Raw genomic sequence first — 17742 nt, forward strand, 5'->3', positions numbered from 1 at the left:
TTGTTTTCATCGGAGGTTGTAGAAGGCGGCGCGGCCCGGGTACACGGCCACCTCGCCGAGGTCTTCCTCGATGCGCAGCAGCTGGTTGTACTTGGCCATGCGGTCCGAGCGCGAGAGCGAGCCGGTCTTGATCTGGCCGGCGTTGGTGCCCACGGCGATGTCGGCGATGGTGTTGTCCTCGGTCTCGCCGCTGCGGTGGCTGATGACGGCGGTGTAGCCCGCGCGCTTGGCCATCTCGATGGCGGCGAAGGTTTCGGTCAGCGTGCCGATCTGGTTGATCTTGATCAGGATCGAGTTGGCGATGTCCTTGTCGATGCCTTCCTTCAGGATCTTGGTGTTGGTGACGAACAGGTCGTCGCCCACCAGCTGCACCTGCTGGCCCAGGCGCTCGGTGAGGACCTTCCAGCCGTCCCAGTCGCCCTCGGCCATGCCGTCTTCGATGCTGACGATGGGGTACTTGTCGCACCAGGTGGCCAGCATGTTGGTCCACTCTTCGGCGCTGAGCTGCAGGCCCTCGCCGTCCAGCGCGTACTTGCCGTCCTTGTAGAACTCGCTCGCGGCGCAGTCCAGGCCCAGCGCGATCTGGTCGCCCGGGGTGTAGCCGGCGGCCGAAATGGCGTCCATCAGCAGCTGCAGCGCGGCCTCGTGGCTCTCGACGTTCGGCGCGAAGCCGCCTTCGTCGCCCACCGCCACGCTCATGCCCTTGTCGTGCAGGATTTTCTTGAGCGCGTGGAACACCTCGGCGCCCCAGCGCAGGGCCTCGCGGAAGTTCGGCGCGCCCACGGGGATGATCATCAGCTCCTGCAGGTCGAGGTTGTTGTTGGCGTGCGCGCCGCCGTTGATGACGTTCATCATGGGCACGGGCATCTGCACCGCGCTCATGCCGCCGAAGTAGCGGTACAGGGGCAGGCCGGCTTCCTCGGCGGCGGCACGGGCCACGGCCATGGAGACGGCCAGCATGGCGTTGGCGCCCAGGCGGCTCTTGTTCTCGGTGCCATCCAGGTCGATCAGGGTCTTGTCCAGGAAGGCCTGCTCGGAGGCGTCCAGGCCCAGAACGGCCTCGCTGATCTCGGTGTTGATGTGCTCCACCGCCTTGAGCACGCCCTTGCCCAGGTAGCGGCTCTTGTCGCCGTCGCGCAGCTCGATGGCCTCGCGCGAGCCGGTGGACGCGCCCGAAGGCACGGCCGCGCGGCCCATGACGCCGCTCTCCAGCAGCACGTCGCACTCGACGGTGGGGTTGCCGCGGCTGTCCAGCACTTCGCGGCCGACGATGTCAACGATGGCACTCATGAATCAAGGGTCCTCTGGTTCGGAAAGTCAAAGAAAACAGGGCGCGGCTCAGGCGTTGAAGCGGTCTTCGAGGTAGCCGTTCTTCTTGGTCACGGCGTCGAGCGCGAGCAGCGTTTCGAGCAGCGCGGGCATGTGCTTGAGCGGCACGGCGTTCGGGCCGTCGCTCAAGGCCTTGGCCGGGTCGGGGTGGGTTTCCATGAACAGGCCGGACACGCCGACCGCCACCGCGGCGCGCGCCAGCACGGGCACGAACTCGCGCTGGCCGCCCGAGCTGGTGCCTTGTCCGCCGGGCAGCTGCACGCTGTGGGTGGCGTCGAACACCACCGGCGCGCCGGTCTCGCGCATGATGGCCAGGGCCCGCATGTCGGAGACGAGGTTGTTGTAGCCGAAGCTCGCGCCGCGCTCGCAGGCGAGGAAGCTGTCCTCGGGCAGGCCAGCGTCGCGGGCCGCGTCGCGGGCTTTGTCGATCACGTTCTTCATGTCGTGCGGCGCGAGGAACTGGCCCTTCTTGATGTTCACCGGCCGCCCGCTCTGCGCCACGGCGCGGATGAAGTCGGTCTGGCGGCACAGGAAGGCCGGCGTCTGCAGCACGTCGCACACGGCGGCGGCGGGGGCGATGTCGTCCTCGCTGTGCACGTCGGTGATGACGGGCACGCCGAGCTGCGCCCTGACCTTGGCCAGCACCGCCAGGCCAGCCTCGCGGCCGGGGCCGCGGAAGCTCTTGCCGCTGCTGCGGTTGGCCTTGTCGAAGCTGCTCTTGAAGATGAAGGGGATGCCCAGCGAGCCGGTGATCTCCTTCAGCCGCCCGGCCACGTCCATCTGCAGCTGCTCGGACTCGATGACGCAGGGGCCGGCGATGAGGAAGAAGGGCTTGTCCAGGCCGACGTCGAAACCGCAGAGCTTCATCGTGGGGCTCTCCGTCGGGGTCTCAGGCCACGGCCCGGGCGGGCCGGCGCTGCGCCTGGTGAGTCAGCGCCGCCTTGATGTAGGCGTTGAACAGCGGGTGGCCGGCCCAGGGCGTGGACTTGAACTCGGGGTGGAATTGCACGCCCATGAACCAGGGGTGCACGGCCTGCGGCAGCTCCACGATCTCGGTCAGGTGCTCGCGCTGGGTCAGCGCGGAGATCACCAGCCCGGCCTGGCGCAGCCGGTCGAGGTAGTTCACGTTGGCCTCGTAGCGGTGGCGGTGGCGTTCGGTCACCACGTCGCCGTAGATGCTGTGCGCCAGCGTGCCCTTGGCCACGTCGGAGCTTTGCGCCCCCAGGCGCATGGTGCCGCCGAGGTCGGAATTGGCGTCGCGCTGCTGGATGCTGCCGTCGGCGTCCTTCCACTCGGTGATGAGGGCGATGACGGGGTGCGGCGTGCTGGGCTCGAACTCGGTGCTGTTGGCGTCCTTCAGGCCGGCCACGTGGCGCGCGTATTCGATGGTGGCCACCTGCATGCCCAGGCAGATGCCCAGGTAGGGCACCTTCTGCTCGCGGGCGAAGCGCGCCGCGCAGATCTTGCCCTCGATGCCGCGCTTGCCGAAGCCGCCGGGCACCAGCACGGCGTCGAAGCGACCCAGCACCTGGGCCACGTTGGCCGGTGCGATGGTTTCGGAGTCGACGTACTCGATGGCCACCTTGGCCTGGTTCTTCAGGCCGGCGTGGCGCAGGGCCTCGTTGAGCGATTTGTAGCTGTCGGACAGGTCGACGTACTTGCCGACCATGGCGATGTGCACCGTGCCCTGCGGGTTCTCGACCGCGTGCACCAGGTCGTCCCAGCGCTTGAGGTTGGCCGGCGGCGTGTTCAGGCGCAGCTTGTCGCAGATGAGGCCGTCCAGCCCCTGCTCATGCAGCATGCGCGGCACCTTGTAGATGGTGTCCACGTCCCACATGCTGATCACGCCCCATTCGGGCACGTTGCTGAACAGGCTGATCTTGGCGCGTTCCTCGTCGGGGATGCGGCGGTCGGCGCGGCAGAGCAGGGCGTCGGCCTGGATGCCGATGGCGCGCAGCTCCTTGGCGGTGTGCTGCGTGGGCTTGGTCTTGAGTTCGCCGGCGGCGGCGATCCAGGGCAGGTAGGACAGGTGCAGGAAGGCCGAGCTGTTGGGGCCCAGGCGCAGGCTCATCTGGCGCACGGCCTCCAGGAACGGCAGGGACTCGATGTCGCCCACGGTGCCGCCGATCTCGACGATGGCCACGTCCACCGCGTCGGGCGTGCCTTCGCCCGAGCCCTTGCGGATGAATTCCTGGATCTCGTTGGTGACGTGCGGGATCACCTGCACGGTCTTGCCGAGGTAGTCGCCGCGGCGCTCCTTCTCCAGCACCGACTGGTAGATCTTGCCGGTGGTGAAGTTGTTGGACTGGCGCATGCGCGTTTCGATGAAACGCTCGTAGTGGCCCAGGTCCAGGTCGGTTTCGGCGCCGTCGTCGGTGACGAACACCTCGCCGTGCTGGAACGGCGACATGGTGCCCGGGTCCACGTTGATGTACGGGTCGAGCTTGATGAGGGTGACTTTGAGGCCGCGCGATTCGAGCAGCGCGGCGAGAGACGCAGAAGCAATGCCCTTGCCCAGGGAGGACACCACACCGCCGGTGACGAACACGTATTTGGTCATGACTCGGGCCAGCCCGGGGGCTGGCTCAGGTGGGAAATTCCGATTATAGGTGGCCCCTCCCGCTGGGCCCGTCCGCCAGGGCTTCTCGCGGAGCGCTGCTACATTGCGCCTCCATGAGCGATCTCGCGGGAAAACACATCGTGCTGGGCCTCAGCGGCGGCGTGGCCTGTTACAAGGCCGCCGAATTCTGCCGCGGCCTGGTGAAGGCCGGCGCCACGGTGCAGGTGGTGATGACCGAGGCGGCCGAGCACTTCATCACGCCGGTCACGATGCAGGCGCTGTCGGGCCGCACGGTCTACGGCTCGCAGTGGGACCCGCGCGAGGGCAACAACATGCCCCACATCAACCTCAGCCGCGAGGCCGATGCCATCGTCATCGCGCCGGCCAGCGCCGACTTCATGGCCAAGCTGCTGCACGGCCGCGCCGACGACCTGCTCTCGCTGCTGTGCCTGGCCCGGCCGCTGGACCGCGTGCCGCTGATCGTGGCCCCGGCCATGAACCGCGAGATGTACGCCCACCCCGCCACCCAGCGCAACCTGGCGCAGCTGCGCGCCGACGGCACCGTGGTGCTGGGCGTGGGCGCGGGCGAGCAGGCCTGCGGCGAAACCGGCGATGGCCGCATGCTCGAGCCGGACGAACTGCTCTACGAGCTGGTGCGCCACTTCCGGCCCAAGGCGCTGGCGGGCCGGCACGTGCTCATCACGGCCGGGCCCACCTTCGAGGCCATCGACCCGGTGCGCGGCCTCACCAACCGCTCCAGCGGCAAGATGGGCTTCGCGCTCGCGCGCGCCGCTCACGAGGCCGGTGCCCAGGTGACGCTGGTGGCCGGCCCGGTGGCCCTGCCCACGCCGCGCGGGGTTCAGCGGGTGGACGTGATGTCCGCCCAGGACATGCAGCGCGCCGTGCTGGCCAGCGCCGACGCGGCCGATGTCTTCATCGCCGCCGCCGCCGTGGCCGACTGGCGCCCCGCCAGCACGTCCGGCCAGAAGATCAAGAAGGACGGCAGCGGCGAGGTGCCCGCCCTGGCCTTCGTGGAGAACCCCGACATCCTGGCCGGCGTGGCCGCCAGCCCGCGCGCCCAGGCCGGCGCGCTGTATTGCGTGGGCTTCGCCGCCGAAAGCCACGACCTGCTCGCCCACGCCCAGGCCAAGCGCGCGCGCAAGGGCGTGCCGCTGCTGGTGGGCAACATCGGGCCCGACACCTTCGGCCGCGACGACAACGCGCTGCTGCTGGTGGACGAGGCCGGCAGCACCGAGTTGCCGAGCGCCGCCAAGCTGGCCCTGGCGCGCCAACTCGTGAGCGAGATCGCCCGCCGGCTGCCGCGCCGCTGAGCAGCGACTCCGGCGGCCGTGGCGCTCAGGCCTGGATCGCCGAACGCGCGGTGGGTGCGGCTGCCCCTGCTGGCACAGCCGCGCAGCCAGACGAAGTGGTCGGGCGCATCGAGGTCGCGGAACCGGCCCATCACGGCCCTGGCCAATGCTTCCTGCGGTTCGAGCAAGGGTCGGCCGAGGAAGGCGCCTCGCGCTCGAAATCCATGATCCAGTTGACCTCCCAGCTGCGCCCGCCATCGTCGGAGAAGGCCTGCTGCCAGCGCGCCCGCTCGCTGCCCCAGCGCTGCCAATGGAAGCGCACGCGGACCGTGCGTTCCTCGAACCGGTCCTCGCCCTCAAACACACCTTCGCTTCCCTGGAAGCGGCCGACCACCGGGGCGCCGAGCTGTCCCGTCGCGGGGTCGATGCCGCCGCCTTCGTTGGTGACCCAGTAGATGCTCCAGAGGTTGGTCGCGGGGTTGAACAGGCGCAGCGACATGCCCACCCAGCCCGGTTTCCAGGTCGGCGCGACCAGGGTGTCGAAGTTGATCACGCCGCCCGGCAGGTGCTGGTTGGTGGTGGAGGCGGTGAAGGTTTCCCATTCGTCGCTGCCCTGTAGGCGCTGTTTCAGGCGCCGCTGGCGGGTGGTCCAGTGGCCGACCAGGAAATCGAAGTCCTGCTTCGCGCTCGTTGCGCCGGGGTCTGGGGTGTTCATGGTGCGCCTGCCTTGTGGTGATGAAGGAGGGGCGATGCTGGCACCATCAATATGACAAGGGGTGTCATGATTGAGCGGCCATGAAAGCCCACCGCCTGTTGTCCATCCTCATGCTGCTGCAGGCCCACGGTCGTTTGACGGCCGGCGCCATCGCGCGCTCGCTCGAGGTGTCCGAGCGCACCGTCCTGCGCGACATCGATCAGCTCTCAGCGGCCGGCGTGCCCCTGTGGGGCGAGCGAGGCCACCAGGGCGGATTCCAGCTGCAGCCGGGCTGGACGACGCAGCTCACCGGCATGACCGGCGACGAGGCGAACGCCCTGTGGCTGGCCGGCCTGCCGGGGCCGGCAACGGCGCTGGGCCTGGGCGAGGCCGCCGCGTCGGCGCGGCTCAAGCTGATGGCCAGCGTGCCGGCGCCCTGGCGCGACCAGGCGGCCGTGGTGGCCGAGCGGCTGCACATCGATCCCCTGGATTGGTATCGGACCTCCGACACACCGGCCTTCCTTCGGGAAGCGGCGCAGGCCGTCTGGAGCGGCAAGCGCCTGCGGGTCGACTACATGAGCTGGCGCGGCCTGTCGCGGCGGGAACTGGAGCCCTTGGGGCTGGTGCTCAAGGCCGGCGCCTGGTACCTCGCGGCGCGCGAAACCGGGCAGACCGCCGTGCGCACCTACCGCCTGGCCAGCGTGCAGGACCTGGCGCTTCTGGGCAGCGGCTTCCGGCGCCCCCGCGGCTTCGACCTGGCGCGCTACTGGCAGGAGTCGTCGGCGCGGTTCGAGGCCGGGTTGCGGCCGCTGCAGGCCCGGGTGCTGGCGTCGCCCCGGGCGATGGGCTGGCTGGAGCACGAGCGCAACCGTTTCGCCGAGGTGCCGGTGACGCCGCAGGACAGGGCGCCCGACGGCTGGCGTTGCGTCCTGTGGGCGTTGGAATCGGTCGAGCACGGCGCGCGGCAGATCCTGGGCCACGGCGCCGAGGTCGAGGTGGTGGCGCCGGCGGCGCTGCGCGCCGAGGTCGCGCGGCAGGCCGAAGCCATCCGGGCGCGCCACGCCACACCCCTGGACGGTCTGTCCCGGCCCCGGTGAGCGGTCGACAAGGGCCGGGCGCCGCGCCGTTCCCCGTCGGTCTGGCTATGATCCAAAAATAAGCAACAACTGATGGATACGCCGATGCCCGCCCGCCACCTCCCCACCGATGGCCTCACCCGTCGCCACTGGCTGCGCGCCGGTGCCGGCCTGGCGCTGGGCGCCGCCGGCCTGGCCGCCGTGCCCGAGGCGCGGCTGTTCGCGCAGCAGGTGCGCGACTTCGTGCTCGGCCCGCCCATGCCCGACATCCCCGCGCAACAGCTGTCCCCGCACGTGTGGATGGTGTTCGCCGAGGACGGATTTCCCACCCCGCAGAACCAGGGGATGATGGCCAACGTGGTCTTCGTGGTCACGCAAAAGGGCGTGGTGGTCCTGGATTCGGGGGGCTCGCTGCAGATCGGGCAGATGGCGATCCGCATGATCCGCCGCGTGACCGACCGGCCCGTGGTGGCCGTGTTCAACAGCCATTACCACGGCGACCATTGGCTGGGCAACCACGCCTTCGCCGAGGCCTTCCCCGGCGTGCCCATCCATGCGCTGCCGCACACGCGCGAGCAGATCCTGGGGGCCGAGGGCAATGCCTGGCGCGGCATGATGGAGCGCTGGACCAACCAGGCCACGCTGGGCACGAAGATCGTCGCACCCAACACCGACGTGCGGCCCGGCCAGGTGTTCGACTACGGCGACGTGCAGTTGCGCCTGCACCACCACGGCGTGGCGCACACGCCGTCCGACCTGTGCATGGAGGTGGTGCAGGACCGCCTCACCTACGTCGGCGACATCGCCATGGGCAACCGCATCGCCAACATCGACGACGGCTCCTACGTGGGTACCTTCAAGACCTACGACACGCTCATGAAGGACCTGGGCGAGCAGCTCTGGGTGCCCGGCCACGGCCACGCCAGCCGCGACCTGCTCCAGACCTACGGCGACTTCCTGCGCGGCATTTACGAGCCCTGCCTGAAGGCGGTGAAAGAAGGCCTGCCGCTGGACAAGGCCAAGGGCCTGGTGCTGGCCGATCCGCGCGTGGCCTCGCGCGCGGCGCGCATGCAGGGCTTCGACAGCAACATCGGCAAGTACACCAGCCTGGCGTACCTGGAAGCGGAGAAAGAGGCGTTCTGAGCGCGCTGGCCGGCCCTGAGGGGCCGAGCCCCAGGTTCATGGCCCGCGCCAGCGACCTGCGTTGGCGCACACTCGTGTTCTGACACACCCACCGCACAGCCCGCCGCCATGAACACCCCCCGCGATCCCGCGCCCGCCGACCCGCTTGAGCCTCTGCTGTCGCGCCTGTCGGTTGGTACCAAGTACCTGCGCGAGCCCGCACCCCCGCCCGAGGATCTGCGGCGCATGGCCGCCGCCGCGCTGCGCGCGCCCGACCACGCGGGCCTGGTGCCTTACCGCTTCGCCGTGGTGCGTGGCGAGGCCAGGCAGCGCCTGGCCGACCTCTTCGAATCCGTGGCCCTGGCGCAGGGCAAGCCCGCCGAGCAGGCGCGGCGCGACCGCGGGCGCGCCACCGAACCACCGCTGCTGGTGGCCGTGGTCGCGCGCATCGACGCCGGCCACCCGGTGGCCACGGTGCATGAGCAGTGGATCGCCCTGGGCGGCGCGCTCGCCAACTTCCTGACGGCAGCTCACGCGCTGGGCTATGGCGGCAAGATGCTCTCGGGCAGCAAGGTGCGCGCCGAAGCCGTGATGTCGGCCTTCTGCCGGCCCGGCGAAACCCTGGTGGGCTGGATGGTGCTGGGCACGCCGGTGGGCGTGGGCCAGCCGAAGTTTCACAAGCCTTCGCCGGACGAGCTGCTGGGCGAATGGCCGGGGTGAGGGCCGGGCCTCAGCTGTTGTGGAGGGGGCCCGTGGTGGTGGGCGAATAGACCGGCATCTTGAAATCTTCTTGGGCAGGGGGGAAGTCAAGCCTCTTCGGTAGGTTGTCGGGGTCCAGCGCCAGCTCTTTGTTCACGGCCTGGAGCGTGAGTCCCAGCGCAACGTTGTGCATGCCGGGGTAGCTTCGAGCGATCAGCGCCACGTTCTGTAGCAGCTCCTGCTGCTGTTTCGCATGGCTTTTCAGCATGGCCTGCCAGATTTCCGGGACGTTGGCCAATGCCGGGGGCGTGAGGGTTGCCAGCTGGGGGCAGCTCGCAATGTCGCGCGCGATTTCCTGCCGCACTTGCGCAGACTGTGCTTGCACGTATTGGGCCACCCCGTCCGGCAGCGACAGTGTTTGCAGGTGGGCATGCCGGGCGAGGCTCCTGAAGAAGTGCTTCCATTGGTAGAGACCGGCCTGCTGGTCGCCACTCAGATCCAATGACTTGAGTGCGCCGAGTGGTTTGAGGCCGCCGTCCTTGGCTGGTTGGTCGAGCACACCCTGGAGGTTGTCCAGGTCGCGTTCGGTGAGGTGGCAATCGCGCAATTCCAGGCGCTCCATCCGGGGCGCCTTCGCGCAGGCGCTCAACAGCTTGAAGAGCGGCGCGTCTCTGAAGTAGATCAGCGCGTGGCTGGGCTTGTCGCTGCCCATGAGCCTGGCACCGTTCAGGCTCAGGTGCTTCAGGCCGCCACTGTTTTCAACGATCCTGGCAATGGCGGCGAGATGGCTGACCTGAAGAGAAGGCTTTTGCGTTGTCGACCCCTTTGAGGCCGGGAAACCCACATAAGAAAAATCGATGGATTCCAGCTGCGCCTGTTCTTCGAACAGCTTCAGCAGTGAGCTCAATTGCGGAAGTTCCATGTGTGAAAAATCCAGCGCGTTGACCTCATTGCGCAGAAGGTATTGATGGAATGAAAAGAGCTCCAGCAACGCGGCATAACCCTCTTCGCGGAGCTGGCCGCTCAATTTCAGTTCACGTATCCCTTGATTGTTCATTTCGCGAAACAAGGGGGAGAGCTCACAGGCGCTGGATGCGGCGGTGTTGAGGATGTCCATGACCCGCTGGCCGGCGCTGGCCGCAGTCAGCGGGGGGGGCGATTCAGCGGGTTTTTGTGTCGATCCGTTGAACCTTGTCTGGTGGCTTGTCCCGGTGGGCTGGGGATTCGAAATGGCGGCGCTGGTGCGTTTCATTGAGGGATGGGGCGGTGGGTCAGTGGACGGTGGGGGGTCGCGGCCATCTGCGTAACGTCCGCCATTCCGTTTGTTGCAAGGCAGTCGGTCGACGGCCTGACGGATGCCGCGTGGACTAGGATTCGCGGTCCGATGCGCCGCCCGCGCGCCGGGCCCCGCCAGGGCATGCCGCCTTCCTTTCTCGCAAGGCCGCGCCCGTTGCCGCTTCCTTGAGTCCTTTCCTCCCTTCATCAGGAAACCACCATGACCCGCCTTTCCCCGCTCCACCGCTTTCGCAACGCCCTTGTGCTGGGCGTCGGCCTGATAACCGCCGCCGCGCAGGCCCAGCAGGTGTTCCGCGTCACCGCCATCCCCGACGAATCGCCCACCGAGCTGGCGCGCAAGGCCGCGCCGCTGGTGAAGTACCTCGAGGGCGCGCTGGGCATGAAGGTGGAGTACACGCCCGTGACCGATTACGCCGCCGCCGTGGAGGCGCTGGTGAACAAGAAGGTGGACATGGCCTGGTTCGGCGGCTTCACCTTCGTGCAGGCCAATGTGCGCTCGGGCGGCAAGATCATTCCGCTGGTGCAGCGCGAGGAAGACGAGAAGTTCCGCTCGGTCTTCATCTCCAGCGACCCGGCCGTGAAGTCGCTGGCCGACCTCAAGGGCAAGGACGTGAGCTTCGGCTCGCAGAGCAGCACCTCGGGCCACCTCATGCCGCGCAGCTTCCTGCTGCAGGCCAACATCAACCCCGAGAAGGACTTCGCCCGCGTGGCCTACAGCGGCGCGCACGACGCCACCATCGCGGCCGTGGCCTCGGGCAAGGTGCAGGGCGGGGCGCTGAACATCTCGGTGTGGGAGAAGTTCGTGGCCGACAAGAAGGTCGACACGACCAAGGTGCGCGTGATCTTCACCACCCCGCCGTACTACGACTACAACTGGTCGGTGCACGCCGACATGCCCGCCGCGCAGCGCGAGAAGCTCGCCGCCGCGCTGCTCAAGCTGGACCGCGCCACGCCGCAAGGCAAAGAGGTGCTGGACCTGCAGCGCGCCACCCGCTTCGTGCCCACCAAGGCGGACAACTACAAGGGCATCGAGGCGGCCGCGCGCAGCGCGAACCTGCTGTGAGGGCGCGGGCGGCTCAGCCCCACCAGGGCAGCAGCCGCTTCATAGCCGCCACCTCGCCGCAGTGGTCCGGCCGGTAGCCGGGCAGGGCGGCCAGGCGCTCCTGCCAGGCGCGGCTGCGCAGCCGCTCCAGCAGGCGCTGCAGGGGCGGCTCGTCCAGGGTGTTCTTCAGACAGACCAGCAGGTAGCGCTCGTCGGTGACGGGCACGAAGCCCAGGCCGGCGCTGCGCGCCGCGTATTCGGTGCCGAGGCCCACGTCGGCGCTGCCGCTGGCCACGGCGTGCGCCACCGCCGCGTGCGAACGCTCCACGCGCTCGTAGCCGTCCACGTCGCCCGGTGGCAGGCCGGCCTGGGCCAGCAGCTCGTCCAGCAGCAGGCGGGTGCCTGTGCCCTTGGCGCGGTTGACGAAGCGCGCCTGCAGCCGCGCCACGTCGGCGACGTCGCGCAGGCGCAGCGGGTTGCCGGGCGCCACCATCAGACCCTGCGTGCGCCGCGCGAAGCCGATGATCTTGTGCAGACCCGGCTTGAGCAGCGGGCGGTAGGTGCGGGCCGTCAGCGTATTGGCTGCAGCGAAAGGTTGCGTGTGAAAGCCCGCGATCTTGCAGCGGCCCTCGTTGAGCGCGCGGATGGCGTCCACGCTGCCGCAGAACTGCACGTCCAGGTGCAGGCGCTGGGCTTCCCCCTGGCCGCTGCCGCCGGCGTCGCGCGCCGCGAAGTCCACCAGCTCGGCGAGGGCGTGGTCGTGGCTGGCGTAGAGCGTGAGCTGGGGGTGCTCGGCGGCCTCGCCGTCGAGCATGAGCGCGAAGGCGCGTTCGAGCTCGGCGCGCAGGTTCTCCATTTGCGGGCCCAGCCGGGCCTGGGCCAGGCGCTCGGCCGCCAGCAGCTTGTCGCCGAAGGGCGTGAGGCGCGCGGCCTGGCCGCGCTCCCAGAAGATCAGGCCCTGGCCGAGATCGGCCTCCCATTCCTTGAGCTGCCCCCACACGTGGCGGTAGGACAGGCCCAGCTCGCGCGCCGCGCCGGAGATGGAGCCCGAGGCCTTCACGGCGTGCAGCACGTCCATCATGGGGTTGCGCAGCAGGGCCGATCCATTGCCGGCGGGCCGCTCGCGCGTGCTCAGTTGGTACGCCAGCTCGATTCGTCGCATGGTCGTCAAGTGTGCATCAAGGTGTCTTATGCACCAAGGTTCATACCGCGTCAGTACGTAGCGCGGGCAGGTCTCTGGCTCGCTAAGCTCGCCCACATATGAACACCTTTGCCGATAGCGTGGCGACCGCGATCGGGCTCATCCTTTCCGGCGATGCGGGCCTGTGGGCCATCGTGTGGCGGTCGCTGGCGGTCAGCGTCACCGCCACTGGCATCGCCTACGCCCTGGGCCTGTGGCTGGGCGCCTGGCTGGCGGCCGCGCGCTTCGCCGGGCGCGGCGCGGTGCTCACGCTGCTCAATACCGCGCTGGCGGTGCCGGCGGTGGTGGTGGGGCTGGTGGTGTACCTGCTGCTGTCGCGCTCGGGGCCGCTCGGCTTCCTGGGCTGGCTGTTCAACTTCGAGGCCATGGTGGTGGCGCAGGCCGTGCTGGTGCTGCCGCTGGTGACCGCCCTGGTGCGCCAGGCCGTGGAGGACGCCGACCGCAGCCACGGCGAGCAGCTGCGTTCCATGGGCGCGGGCACGCTGACGCGCAGCCTGCTGCTGGCCTGGGACGAGCGCTACGCGCTGCTCACGGTCTTCATCACGGCCTTCGGCCGCGCCATCGCCGAGGTCGGCACCGTGATGATCGTGGGCGGCAACATCGACGGCTTCACGCGCGTCATGACCACCGCCATCGCCCTGGAAACCAGCAAGGGCGACCTGCCGCTGGCGCTGGGCCTGGGCCTGGTGCTGCTGGCCGTGGTGCTGGTGCTCAATGCCCTGGTGTCTCTGGTGCGGCGCTGGCGCGAGCGGCAAGATGGGCTGCTGCCCGTTGGAGCGGCCGCATGAGCGGGGTGCCGCCCACCGCCATCGCCGAGCCGTGTTTCGAGCTGCGCGGCGCCCAGGTGCGCCTGGGGCCGGCGCCGCGCCCGCCCGCGCTGGACGAGGTGAACCTGCGCATCCTGCCCGGCGAGCGCGTGGCCTTCATCGGCGCCAATGGCAGCGGCAAAAGCACGCTGCTGCGCACCCTGCACGGGCTGTTGCCGCTCACGGCGGGCACGCTGCGGGCGCCGGGCGGCCAGCGCGTGGCCATGCTGTTCCAGCGTCCGCACATGCTGCGCATCCGCGCGCTGCACAACGTGGCCCTGGGCCTGTGGCTGCAGGGGCGGCGCTGGGGCGAGGCGCGCACACTGGCGCTCACCGCCCTGCGGCGCGTGGGCCTGGCCGAGCTCGCACAGCGCAACGGCCGCGCCCTCTCGGGCGGGCAGCAGCAGCGCCTGGCGCTGGCGCGCGCCTGGGCCCTGCAGCCCGACATCTGGCTGCTCGACGAGCCCACCGCCAGCCTGGACCCGCACGCCAAGCGCGAGGTCGAGCAGCTCATCGCCGAGTTCACCACCACGCCCGCGCAGGGCCAGCCCACCACGCTGGTGTTCGCGAGCCACAACCTCGGCCAGGTCAAGCGCCTGGCCAGCCGCGTCGTCTACCTGGAGCAGGGCCGTGTGCTCGCCGACCTGCCCGTGCACGATTTTTTCAACGCCGACCTGTTGCGCGCCGTGTGCCCGCACGCCCATTTGTTCGTTCAAGGAGAAAGCTGGTGAAACCCATCCGTTCCGTCCTCACCCTGGCCGCCGGCCTGCTGATCGGCGGCGCCGCGCTCGCGCAGAGCATCGTCGTGGCGTCCACCACGTCCACCGAGCAGTCCGGGCTGTTCGGTCACCTCCTGCCGCAGTTCAAGCAGGCCACGGGCATCGACGTGAAGGTGGTGGCCCTGGGCACCGGCCAGGCGATCGACATGGCGCGCCGCGGCGACGCCGACGTGCTCTTCGTGCACGACAAGGTGGCCGAGGAGAAGTTCGTGGCCGAGGGCTTCGCCGCCAAGCGCCAGGAGGTCATGTACAACGACTTCGTGCTCGTGGGCCCCAAGGCCGACCCGGCCAAGACCGCGGGCAAGGACATCGTGGCCGCGCTCAAGAAGGTTGCGGCGGCCAACGCGCCCTTCATCTCGCGCGGCGACAAGAGCGGCACGCACGCGGCCGAACTGCGCTTCTGGAAGATGACCGGGGGCGACGACAAGGGCAGTGGCTACAAGGAATGTGGCTGCGGCATGGGCCCGGCGCTCAACATCGGCTCGGGCGCCAATGCCTACGTGCTCACCGACCGCGGCACCTGGCTCAACTTCAAGAACCGGGGCGACCTGACGGTGCTGGTGGAGGGCGACCAGCGCCTGTTCAACCAGTACGGCGTGATGCTGGTGAGCGCGGCCAAGCACCCGCAGGTAAAGACCGCCGAGGGCCAGAAGTTCGTGGACTGGGTCACCGGCCCCGCCGGCCAGGCCGCCATCGCCGCCTACAAGATCGGCGGCGAGCAGTTGTTTTTCCCGAACGCCGCGAAGTAAGCCCCGGGCGCTCAGTCGTCCGCTGGCGCCAGTGACACGGCGGCCTGGTGGTGCGTGAGGAACACGCGCCCGCTCAGGCGCTGCAGGAAGTCGCTGCGCTGCAGCTTGTCCATCACCGGGCCTTTCACTTCCGAGAGGTGCAGCTGCAGGCCGGCGTCGCGCAGGCGCTGGTCGATGGCCTCCAGGCTGTCGAGCGCGCTGGCGTCGATGTCGTTGATGGCCGAGCACTGCAGCACCACGTGGCGCAAGGCCGGGCGCTGCGCCACGGCGGCGTTGATGCGGTCCTCCAGCGCGCGCGCGTTGGCGAAGTACAGGCTCTCGTCCATGCGCAGGGCCAAGACCTGCGGGTGGGTGATGACCTGGTGGCGCAGCACGTTGCGGTAGTGCTCGGTGCCAGGCACCTGGCCGACCTCGGCGATGTGCGGCTGGCTGGTGCGCCACAGGTGCAGGGCCAGCGACACGCCCACGCCGGCCACCAGGCCGCTTTCCACGCCCACCGCGAGCGTGGCCACCAGCGTGGCGAGCACGGCGATGAAGTCCGCCTTCGAGTACATCCATGTGCGGCGCAGGATGCCGACGTCCACCAGCGACAGCACGGCCACCACGATGGTGGCGGCCAGCGTGGCCTGCGGCAGGTGGAAGAGGGCCGGCGTCAGCAGCAGCGAGGCCAGCAGAATGCCGACGGCGGTGTACAAGCCGGCGGCGGGCGTCTGTGCGCCGGCGTCGAAGTTCACCACCGAACGCGCGAAGCCGCCGGTGACGGGAAAGCCGCCCGTGAACGCGGCTGATAGGTTGCTGCCCCCCAGGGCGACCAGCTCCTGATCGGGCTCGATGCGCTGGCGGCGCTTTGCGGCCAGCGTCTGGCCCACCGAGACCGACTCCACGAAGCCCACCACGCTGATCAGCAGCGCGGGCACCAGCAGCGTTTGCCACAGCGCCAGGTCCCACAAGGGCAGGGTGAATGGCGGCAGGCCCTGTGGCACCGCACCCACGAGCTTGACGCCCCGCGCGCCGCCGTCGACCGCCCAGGTGAACAGCGTGGCGCCGATGATGGCGGCCACCGGCCCGGCCTTGGCCCCCAGCTCGGCCGCGCGCGGCGGCACGCCCAGGCGGCGCAGCAGCGGCTGCAGGCCGCGCCGCACCCAGAACAGAAAGGCCAGGCTGGCCGCGCCGATGCCCAGTGTGAGGCCATGCACCTGGCCGCGTTGCGCCCACAGCGCCGCCAGCATCTCCACCAGGTTGTGCCCGCCGGCCGACACCCCCAGCAAGGTCTTGAGCTGGCTGGCCGCGATCAGCAGGCCCGAAGCCGCGATGAAGCCCGCGATGACCGGGTGGCTCAGGAAGTGCGCGAGAAAGCCCAGGCGCAGCAGGCCCATGGCCAGCAGGATCAGTCCCGAGAGGAAGGCCAGCGTGATCGCCACCGCCAGGTAGTGGGCGCTACCGGCCGCGGCGTGTTCGCCCACGGCGGCGGCCGTCATCAGCGAGACCACGGCCACCGGGCCGACCGCCAGCACGCGGCTGGTGCCGAGCAGGGCGTAGGCCAGCAGTGGCGCCACGCTGGCGTACAGGCCGACTTCGGGCGGCAGGCCCGCCAACTGGGCGTAGGCCAGGCTCTGCGGGATCAGCATGAGCGTGACGATGACCGCCGCGACGGCGTCGCGCAGCAGGGTGTCGCGGCCGTACCCGCGGGCCCAATGCCTCATGGGCAGGTCGGGCCACCAGTGGCGTGTGGACAGGTTCATGGCGGTGTGGCGGCGCTCAGGTCCGCGCTGAGGGTGGGGGCATTCGGCTGAGGTCATAACCCGCGGCGGCGGCCGCCTGCAGCACCTCGGCCCAGGGGCGCTGGCCGGCCTGCGACAGCGCCCAGAGCTGGGTGCTGCGCGTGCCGCTGCGGCAGTACGCGAGCACGGGGCCCTCGGCCTGCGCGAGCGCTTCGCCGAAGGCGCGGCCCTGTGCTTCGTTCAGTTGTCCGGTCACGACGGGCAGGAACACGAAGCGCAGGCCGGCCGCCTGAGCGGCGCGCGCCATGGTCTCGTGGTCGGGCTGGCCGGGCTGCTCGCCATCGGGCCGGTTACAGATCAGCGTGGTGAAGCCGGCGGCGGCGGCGGCGGGGAGGTCGTCCGGCGCGATTTGGGGGGCAACGGACAGGGTGGGGGTGAGGCGTTTGAGGTCCATGGTCATCCTTCAGGTCGTGCGGGTCTTCGCGCTCATGCGCTCCAGCCATTCGAACACGACCATGCCCATGAGCATGGCCAGCACGAAGACAAGACCCTTGACCTCGCCCGCGGCCATGGACACCAGCCCCGGCCCGGGGCAAAAGCCCGCCAGGCCCCAGCCCACGCCGAAGGTGAGGCTGCCCAGCACCAGCCGGCGGTCGATTTCCGTGGCCTTGGGCAGGTACATGCCCGAGCCCAGGAAGCTGCGCGTGCGCCGTTTGGCCACCGCGAAGGCCAGCAGGCCCACGGCGATCGCGCCCCCCATGACGAAGGCGAGGGAGGGGTCCCAGGCGCCGGCCAGGTCCAGGAAGCCCTGCACCTTGCCGGGGTCCGTCATGCCCGACAGCATCAGGCCCAGGCCGAACAACAGGCCGATGAAAAATGCGGAGAGTTTCTGCATGGTTGGTGTCCTCAGATCAGGTGACGGATGACAAACACGGTGGCGAAGCCGGTGGCCATGAAGGCCAGCGTGGCGACCAGCGAACGCGGCGACAGGCGCGACAGCCCACACACGCCATGGCCGCTGGTGCAGCCCGAGCCGTAGCGGGTGCCGATGCCCACCAGCAGGCCGGCCAGCACCACCAGGCCGGTGCTGGCGTCGATGCGCGGCGCGCTCAGCCAGCCCGCGGGCGCCAGCCAGACGAACACCAGCGGCGACACCAGCAGGCCCGCGACCAGGGCCAGGCGCCAGCCGATGTCCCCGGCCTTGGGGTTCAGCAGGCCGCCCACGATGCCGCTGATGCCCAGCACGCGGCCATTGAGCAGGATGAAAAGCGCCGAGGCCAGGCCCAGCAGCAGCCCGCCGGCCAGAGAGGCCCAGGGCGTGAAATTGACCCAATCGATCGTCATGGTGGAAAACTCCT

At 69.7% G+C, this 17742-nt stretch carries 18 protein-coding genes; 8 read left to right on the forward strand and 10 right to left on the reverse strand.

Annotation, left to right across the window (positions count from 1 at the left end):
* Positions 1-6: 6 nt before the first annotated feature.
* Genes eno through BHU06_RS14510 form a run of 3 tightly spaced genes read right to left on the reverse strand, consistent with a single transcriptional unit; the run spans position 7 to position 3889 of the window.
* The gene (gene eno / locus BHU06_RS14500) at positions 7-1290 is read right to left on the reverse strand and encodes a phosphopyruvate hydratase (protein ID WP_070399923.1); all 1284 of its coding nucleotides are present in this window, start codon (positions 1288-1290) and stop codon (positions 7-9) included.
* 48 nt (positions 1291-1338) lie between these two features.
* Positions 1339-2196 (reverse strand): 3-deoxy-8-phosphooctulonate synthase, encoded by an 858-nt coding sequence (gene kdsA, locus BHU06_RS14505; RefSeq protein WP_070399924.1) that lies wholly within the window; start codon positions 2194-2196, stop codon positions 1339-1341.
* Positions 2197-2218: 22 nt separating this feature from the next.
* Positions 2219-3889: a CTP synthase gene (locus BHU06_RS14510; protein WP_070399925.1), complete on the reverse strand. Its 1671-nt coding sequence runs from the start codon at positions 3887-3889 to the stop codon at positions 2219-2221.
* A 113-nt stretch (positions 3890-4002) separates the two neighbouring features.
* Here BHU06_RS14510 and coaBC point away from each other — a divergent pair, with 113 nt between their 5' ends.
* Positions 4003-5220, forward strand: a complete 1218-nt coding sequence (coaBC, locus tag BHU06_RS14515; protein WP_070399926.1) for a bifunctional phosphopantothenoylcysteine decarboxylase/phosphopantothenate--cysteine ligase CoaBC — start codon at positions 4003-4005, stop codon at positions 5218-5220.
* A 130-nt stretch (positions 5221-5350) separates the two neighbouring features.
* Here coaBC and BHU06_RS14520 read toward each other — a convergent pair whose 3' ends face one another.
* On the reverse strand, positions 5351-5914 hold the full coding sequence (locus BHU06_RS14520; protein ID WP_070399927.1) for a hypothetical protein: 564 nt from the start codon (positions 5912-5914) through the stop codon (positions 5351-5353).
* An 80-nt stretch (positions 5915-5994) separates the two neighbouring features.
* Between BHU06_RS14520 and BHU06_RS14525 the strand changes: the two genes are divergently transcribed.
* The 3 genes from BHU06_RS14525 to BHU06_RS14535 all read left to right on the forward strand — a co-directional run bounded on the left by BHU06_RS14525 (position 5995) and on the right by BHU06_RS14535 (position 8811).
* Entirely contained in the window at positions 5995-6990 is a 996-nt protein-coding gene (locus BHU06_RS14525) for a YafY family protein (RefSeq protein ID WP_070399928.1), read from the forward strand.
* 84 nt (positions 6991-7074) lie between these two features.
* Entirely contained in the window at positions 7075-8112 is a 1038-nt protein-coding gene (locus tag BHU06_RS14530) for an MBL fold metallo-hydrolase (protein ID WP_139147078.1), read from the forward strand.
* A gap of 108 nt (positions 8113-8220) precedes the next feature.
* Positions 8221-8811: a nitroreductase family protein gene (locus BHU06_RS14535; protein ID WP_070399930.1), complete on the forward strand. Its 591-nt coding sequence runs from the start codon at positions 8221-8223 to the stop codon at positions 8809-8811.
* A 10-nt stretch (positions 8812-8821) separates the two neighbouring features.
* Here the strand turns inward: BHU06_RS14535 and BHU06_RS14540 are convergent, their stop codons facing one another.
* A complete protein-coding gene (locus tag BHU06_RS14540) occupies positions 8822-10042 on the reverse strand; it encodes a hypothetical protein (protein WP_139147079.1) in 1221 nt (406 codons plus the stop codon).
* A gap of 243 nt (positions 10043-10285) precedes the next feature.
* Between BHU06_RS14540 and BHU06_RS14545 the strand changes: the two genes are divergently transcribed.
* Positions 10286-11149, forward strand: a complete 864-nt coding sequence (locus tag BHU06_RS14545) for a putative selenate ABC transporter substrate-binding protein (RefSeq protein ID WP_070399932.1) — start codon at positions 10286-10288, stop codon at positions 11147-11149.
* A gap of 13 nt (positions 11150-11162) precedes the next feature.
* Here BHU06_RS14545 and BHU06_RS14550 read toward each other — a convergent pair whose 3' ends face one another.
* Complete coding sequence (locus BHU06_RS14550; protein ID WP_070399933.1) at positions 11163-12290, reverse strand: substrate-binding domain-containing protein; 1128 nt, start codon at positions 12288-12290, stop codon at positions 11163-11165.
* 98 nt (positions 12291-12388) lie between these two features.
* Between BHU06_RS14550 and BHU06_RS14555 the strand changes: the two genes are divergently transcribed.
* From BHU06_RS14555 to BHU06_RS14565, 3 genes are read left to right on the forward strand one after another with little or no spacing between them, the layout of a single operon-like run.
* Positions 12389-13117 (forward strand): ABC transporter permease, encoded by a 729-nt coding sequence (locus BHU06_RS14555; protein WP_070399934.1) that lies wholly within the window; start codon positions 12389-12391, stop codon positions 13115-13117.
* Positions 13114-13866: a phosphate ABC transporter ATP-binding protein gene (locus BHU06_RS14560; RefSeq protein WP_070399935.1), complete on the forward strand. Its 753-nt coding sequence runs from the start codon at positions 13114-13116 to the stop codon at positions 13864-13866. Before BHU06_RS14555 ends, BHU06_RS14560 begins: the two co-directional genes overlap by 4 nt.
* 5 nt (positions 13867-13871) lie before the next feature.
* Positions 13872-14663 carry an extracellular solute-binding protein gene (locus BHU06_RS14565; RefSeq protein ID WP_239478341.1) on the forward strand — a complete coding sequence of 264 codons (792 nt, stop codon included), beginning with the start codon at positions 13872-13874 and terminating at the stop codon, positions 14661-14663.
* A gap of 11 nt (positions 14664-14674) precedes the next feature.
* Here BHU06_RS14565 and BHU06_RS14570 read toward each other — a convergent pair whose 3' ends face one another.
* From BHU06_RS14570 to BHU06_RS14585, 4 genes are read right to left on the reverse strand one after another with little or no spacing between them, the layout of a single operon-like run.
* Positions 14675-16405 carry a SulP family inorganic anion transporter gene (locus tag BHU06_RS14570; protein WP_070399937.1) on the reverse strand — a complete coding sequence of 577 codons (1731 nt, stop codon included), beginning with the start codon at positions 16403-16405 and terminating at the stop codon, positions 14675-14677.
* A 16-nt stretch (positions 16406-16421) separates the two neighbouring features.
* A complete protein-coding gene (locus BHU06_RS14575) occupies positions 16422-16838 on the reverse strand; it encodes a TIGR01244 family sulfur transferase (RefSeq protein ID WP_070400114.1) in 417 nt (138 codons plus the stop codon).
* Between the two features lie 9 nt (positions 16839-16847).
* Positions 16848-17279, reverse strand: a complete 432-nt coding sequence (locus tag BHU06_RS14580; RefSeq protein WP_070399938.1) for a YeeE/YedE family protein — start codon at positions 17277-17279, stop codon at positions 16848-16850.
* Between the two features lie 11 nt (positions 17280-17290).
* On the reverse strand, positions 17291-17728 hold the full coding sequence (locus BHU06_RS14585; protein ID WP_070399939.1) for a YeeE/YedE family protein: 438 nt from the start codon (positions 17726-17728) through the stop codon (positions 17291-17293).
* Between the last annotated feature and the right edge of the window lie 14 nt (positions 17729-17742).

This window comes from Hydrogenophaga sp. PML113 (genome assembly GCF_001777155.1).
GTDB lineage: Bacteria > Pseudomonadota > Gammaproteobacteria > Burkholderiales > Burkholderiaceae_C > Hydrogenophaga > Hydrogenophaga borbori.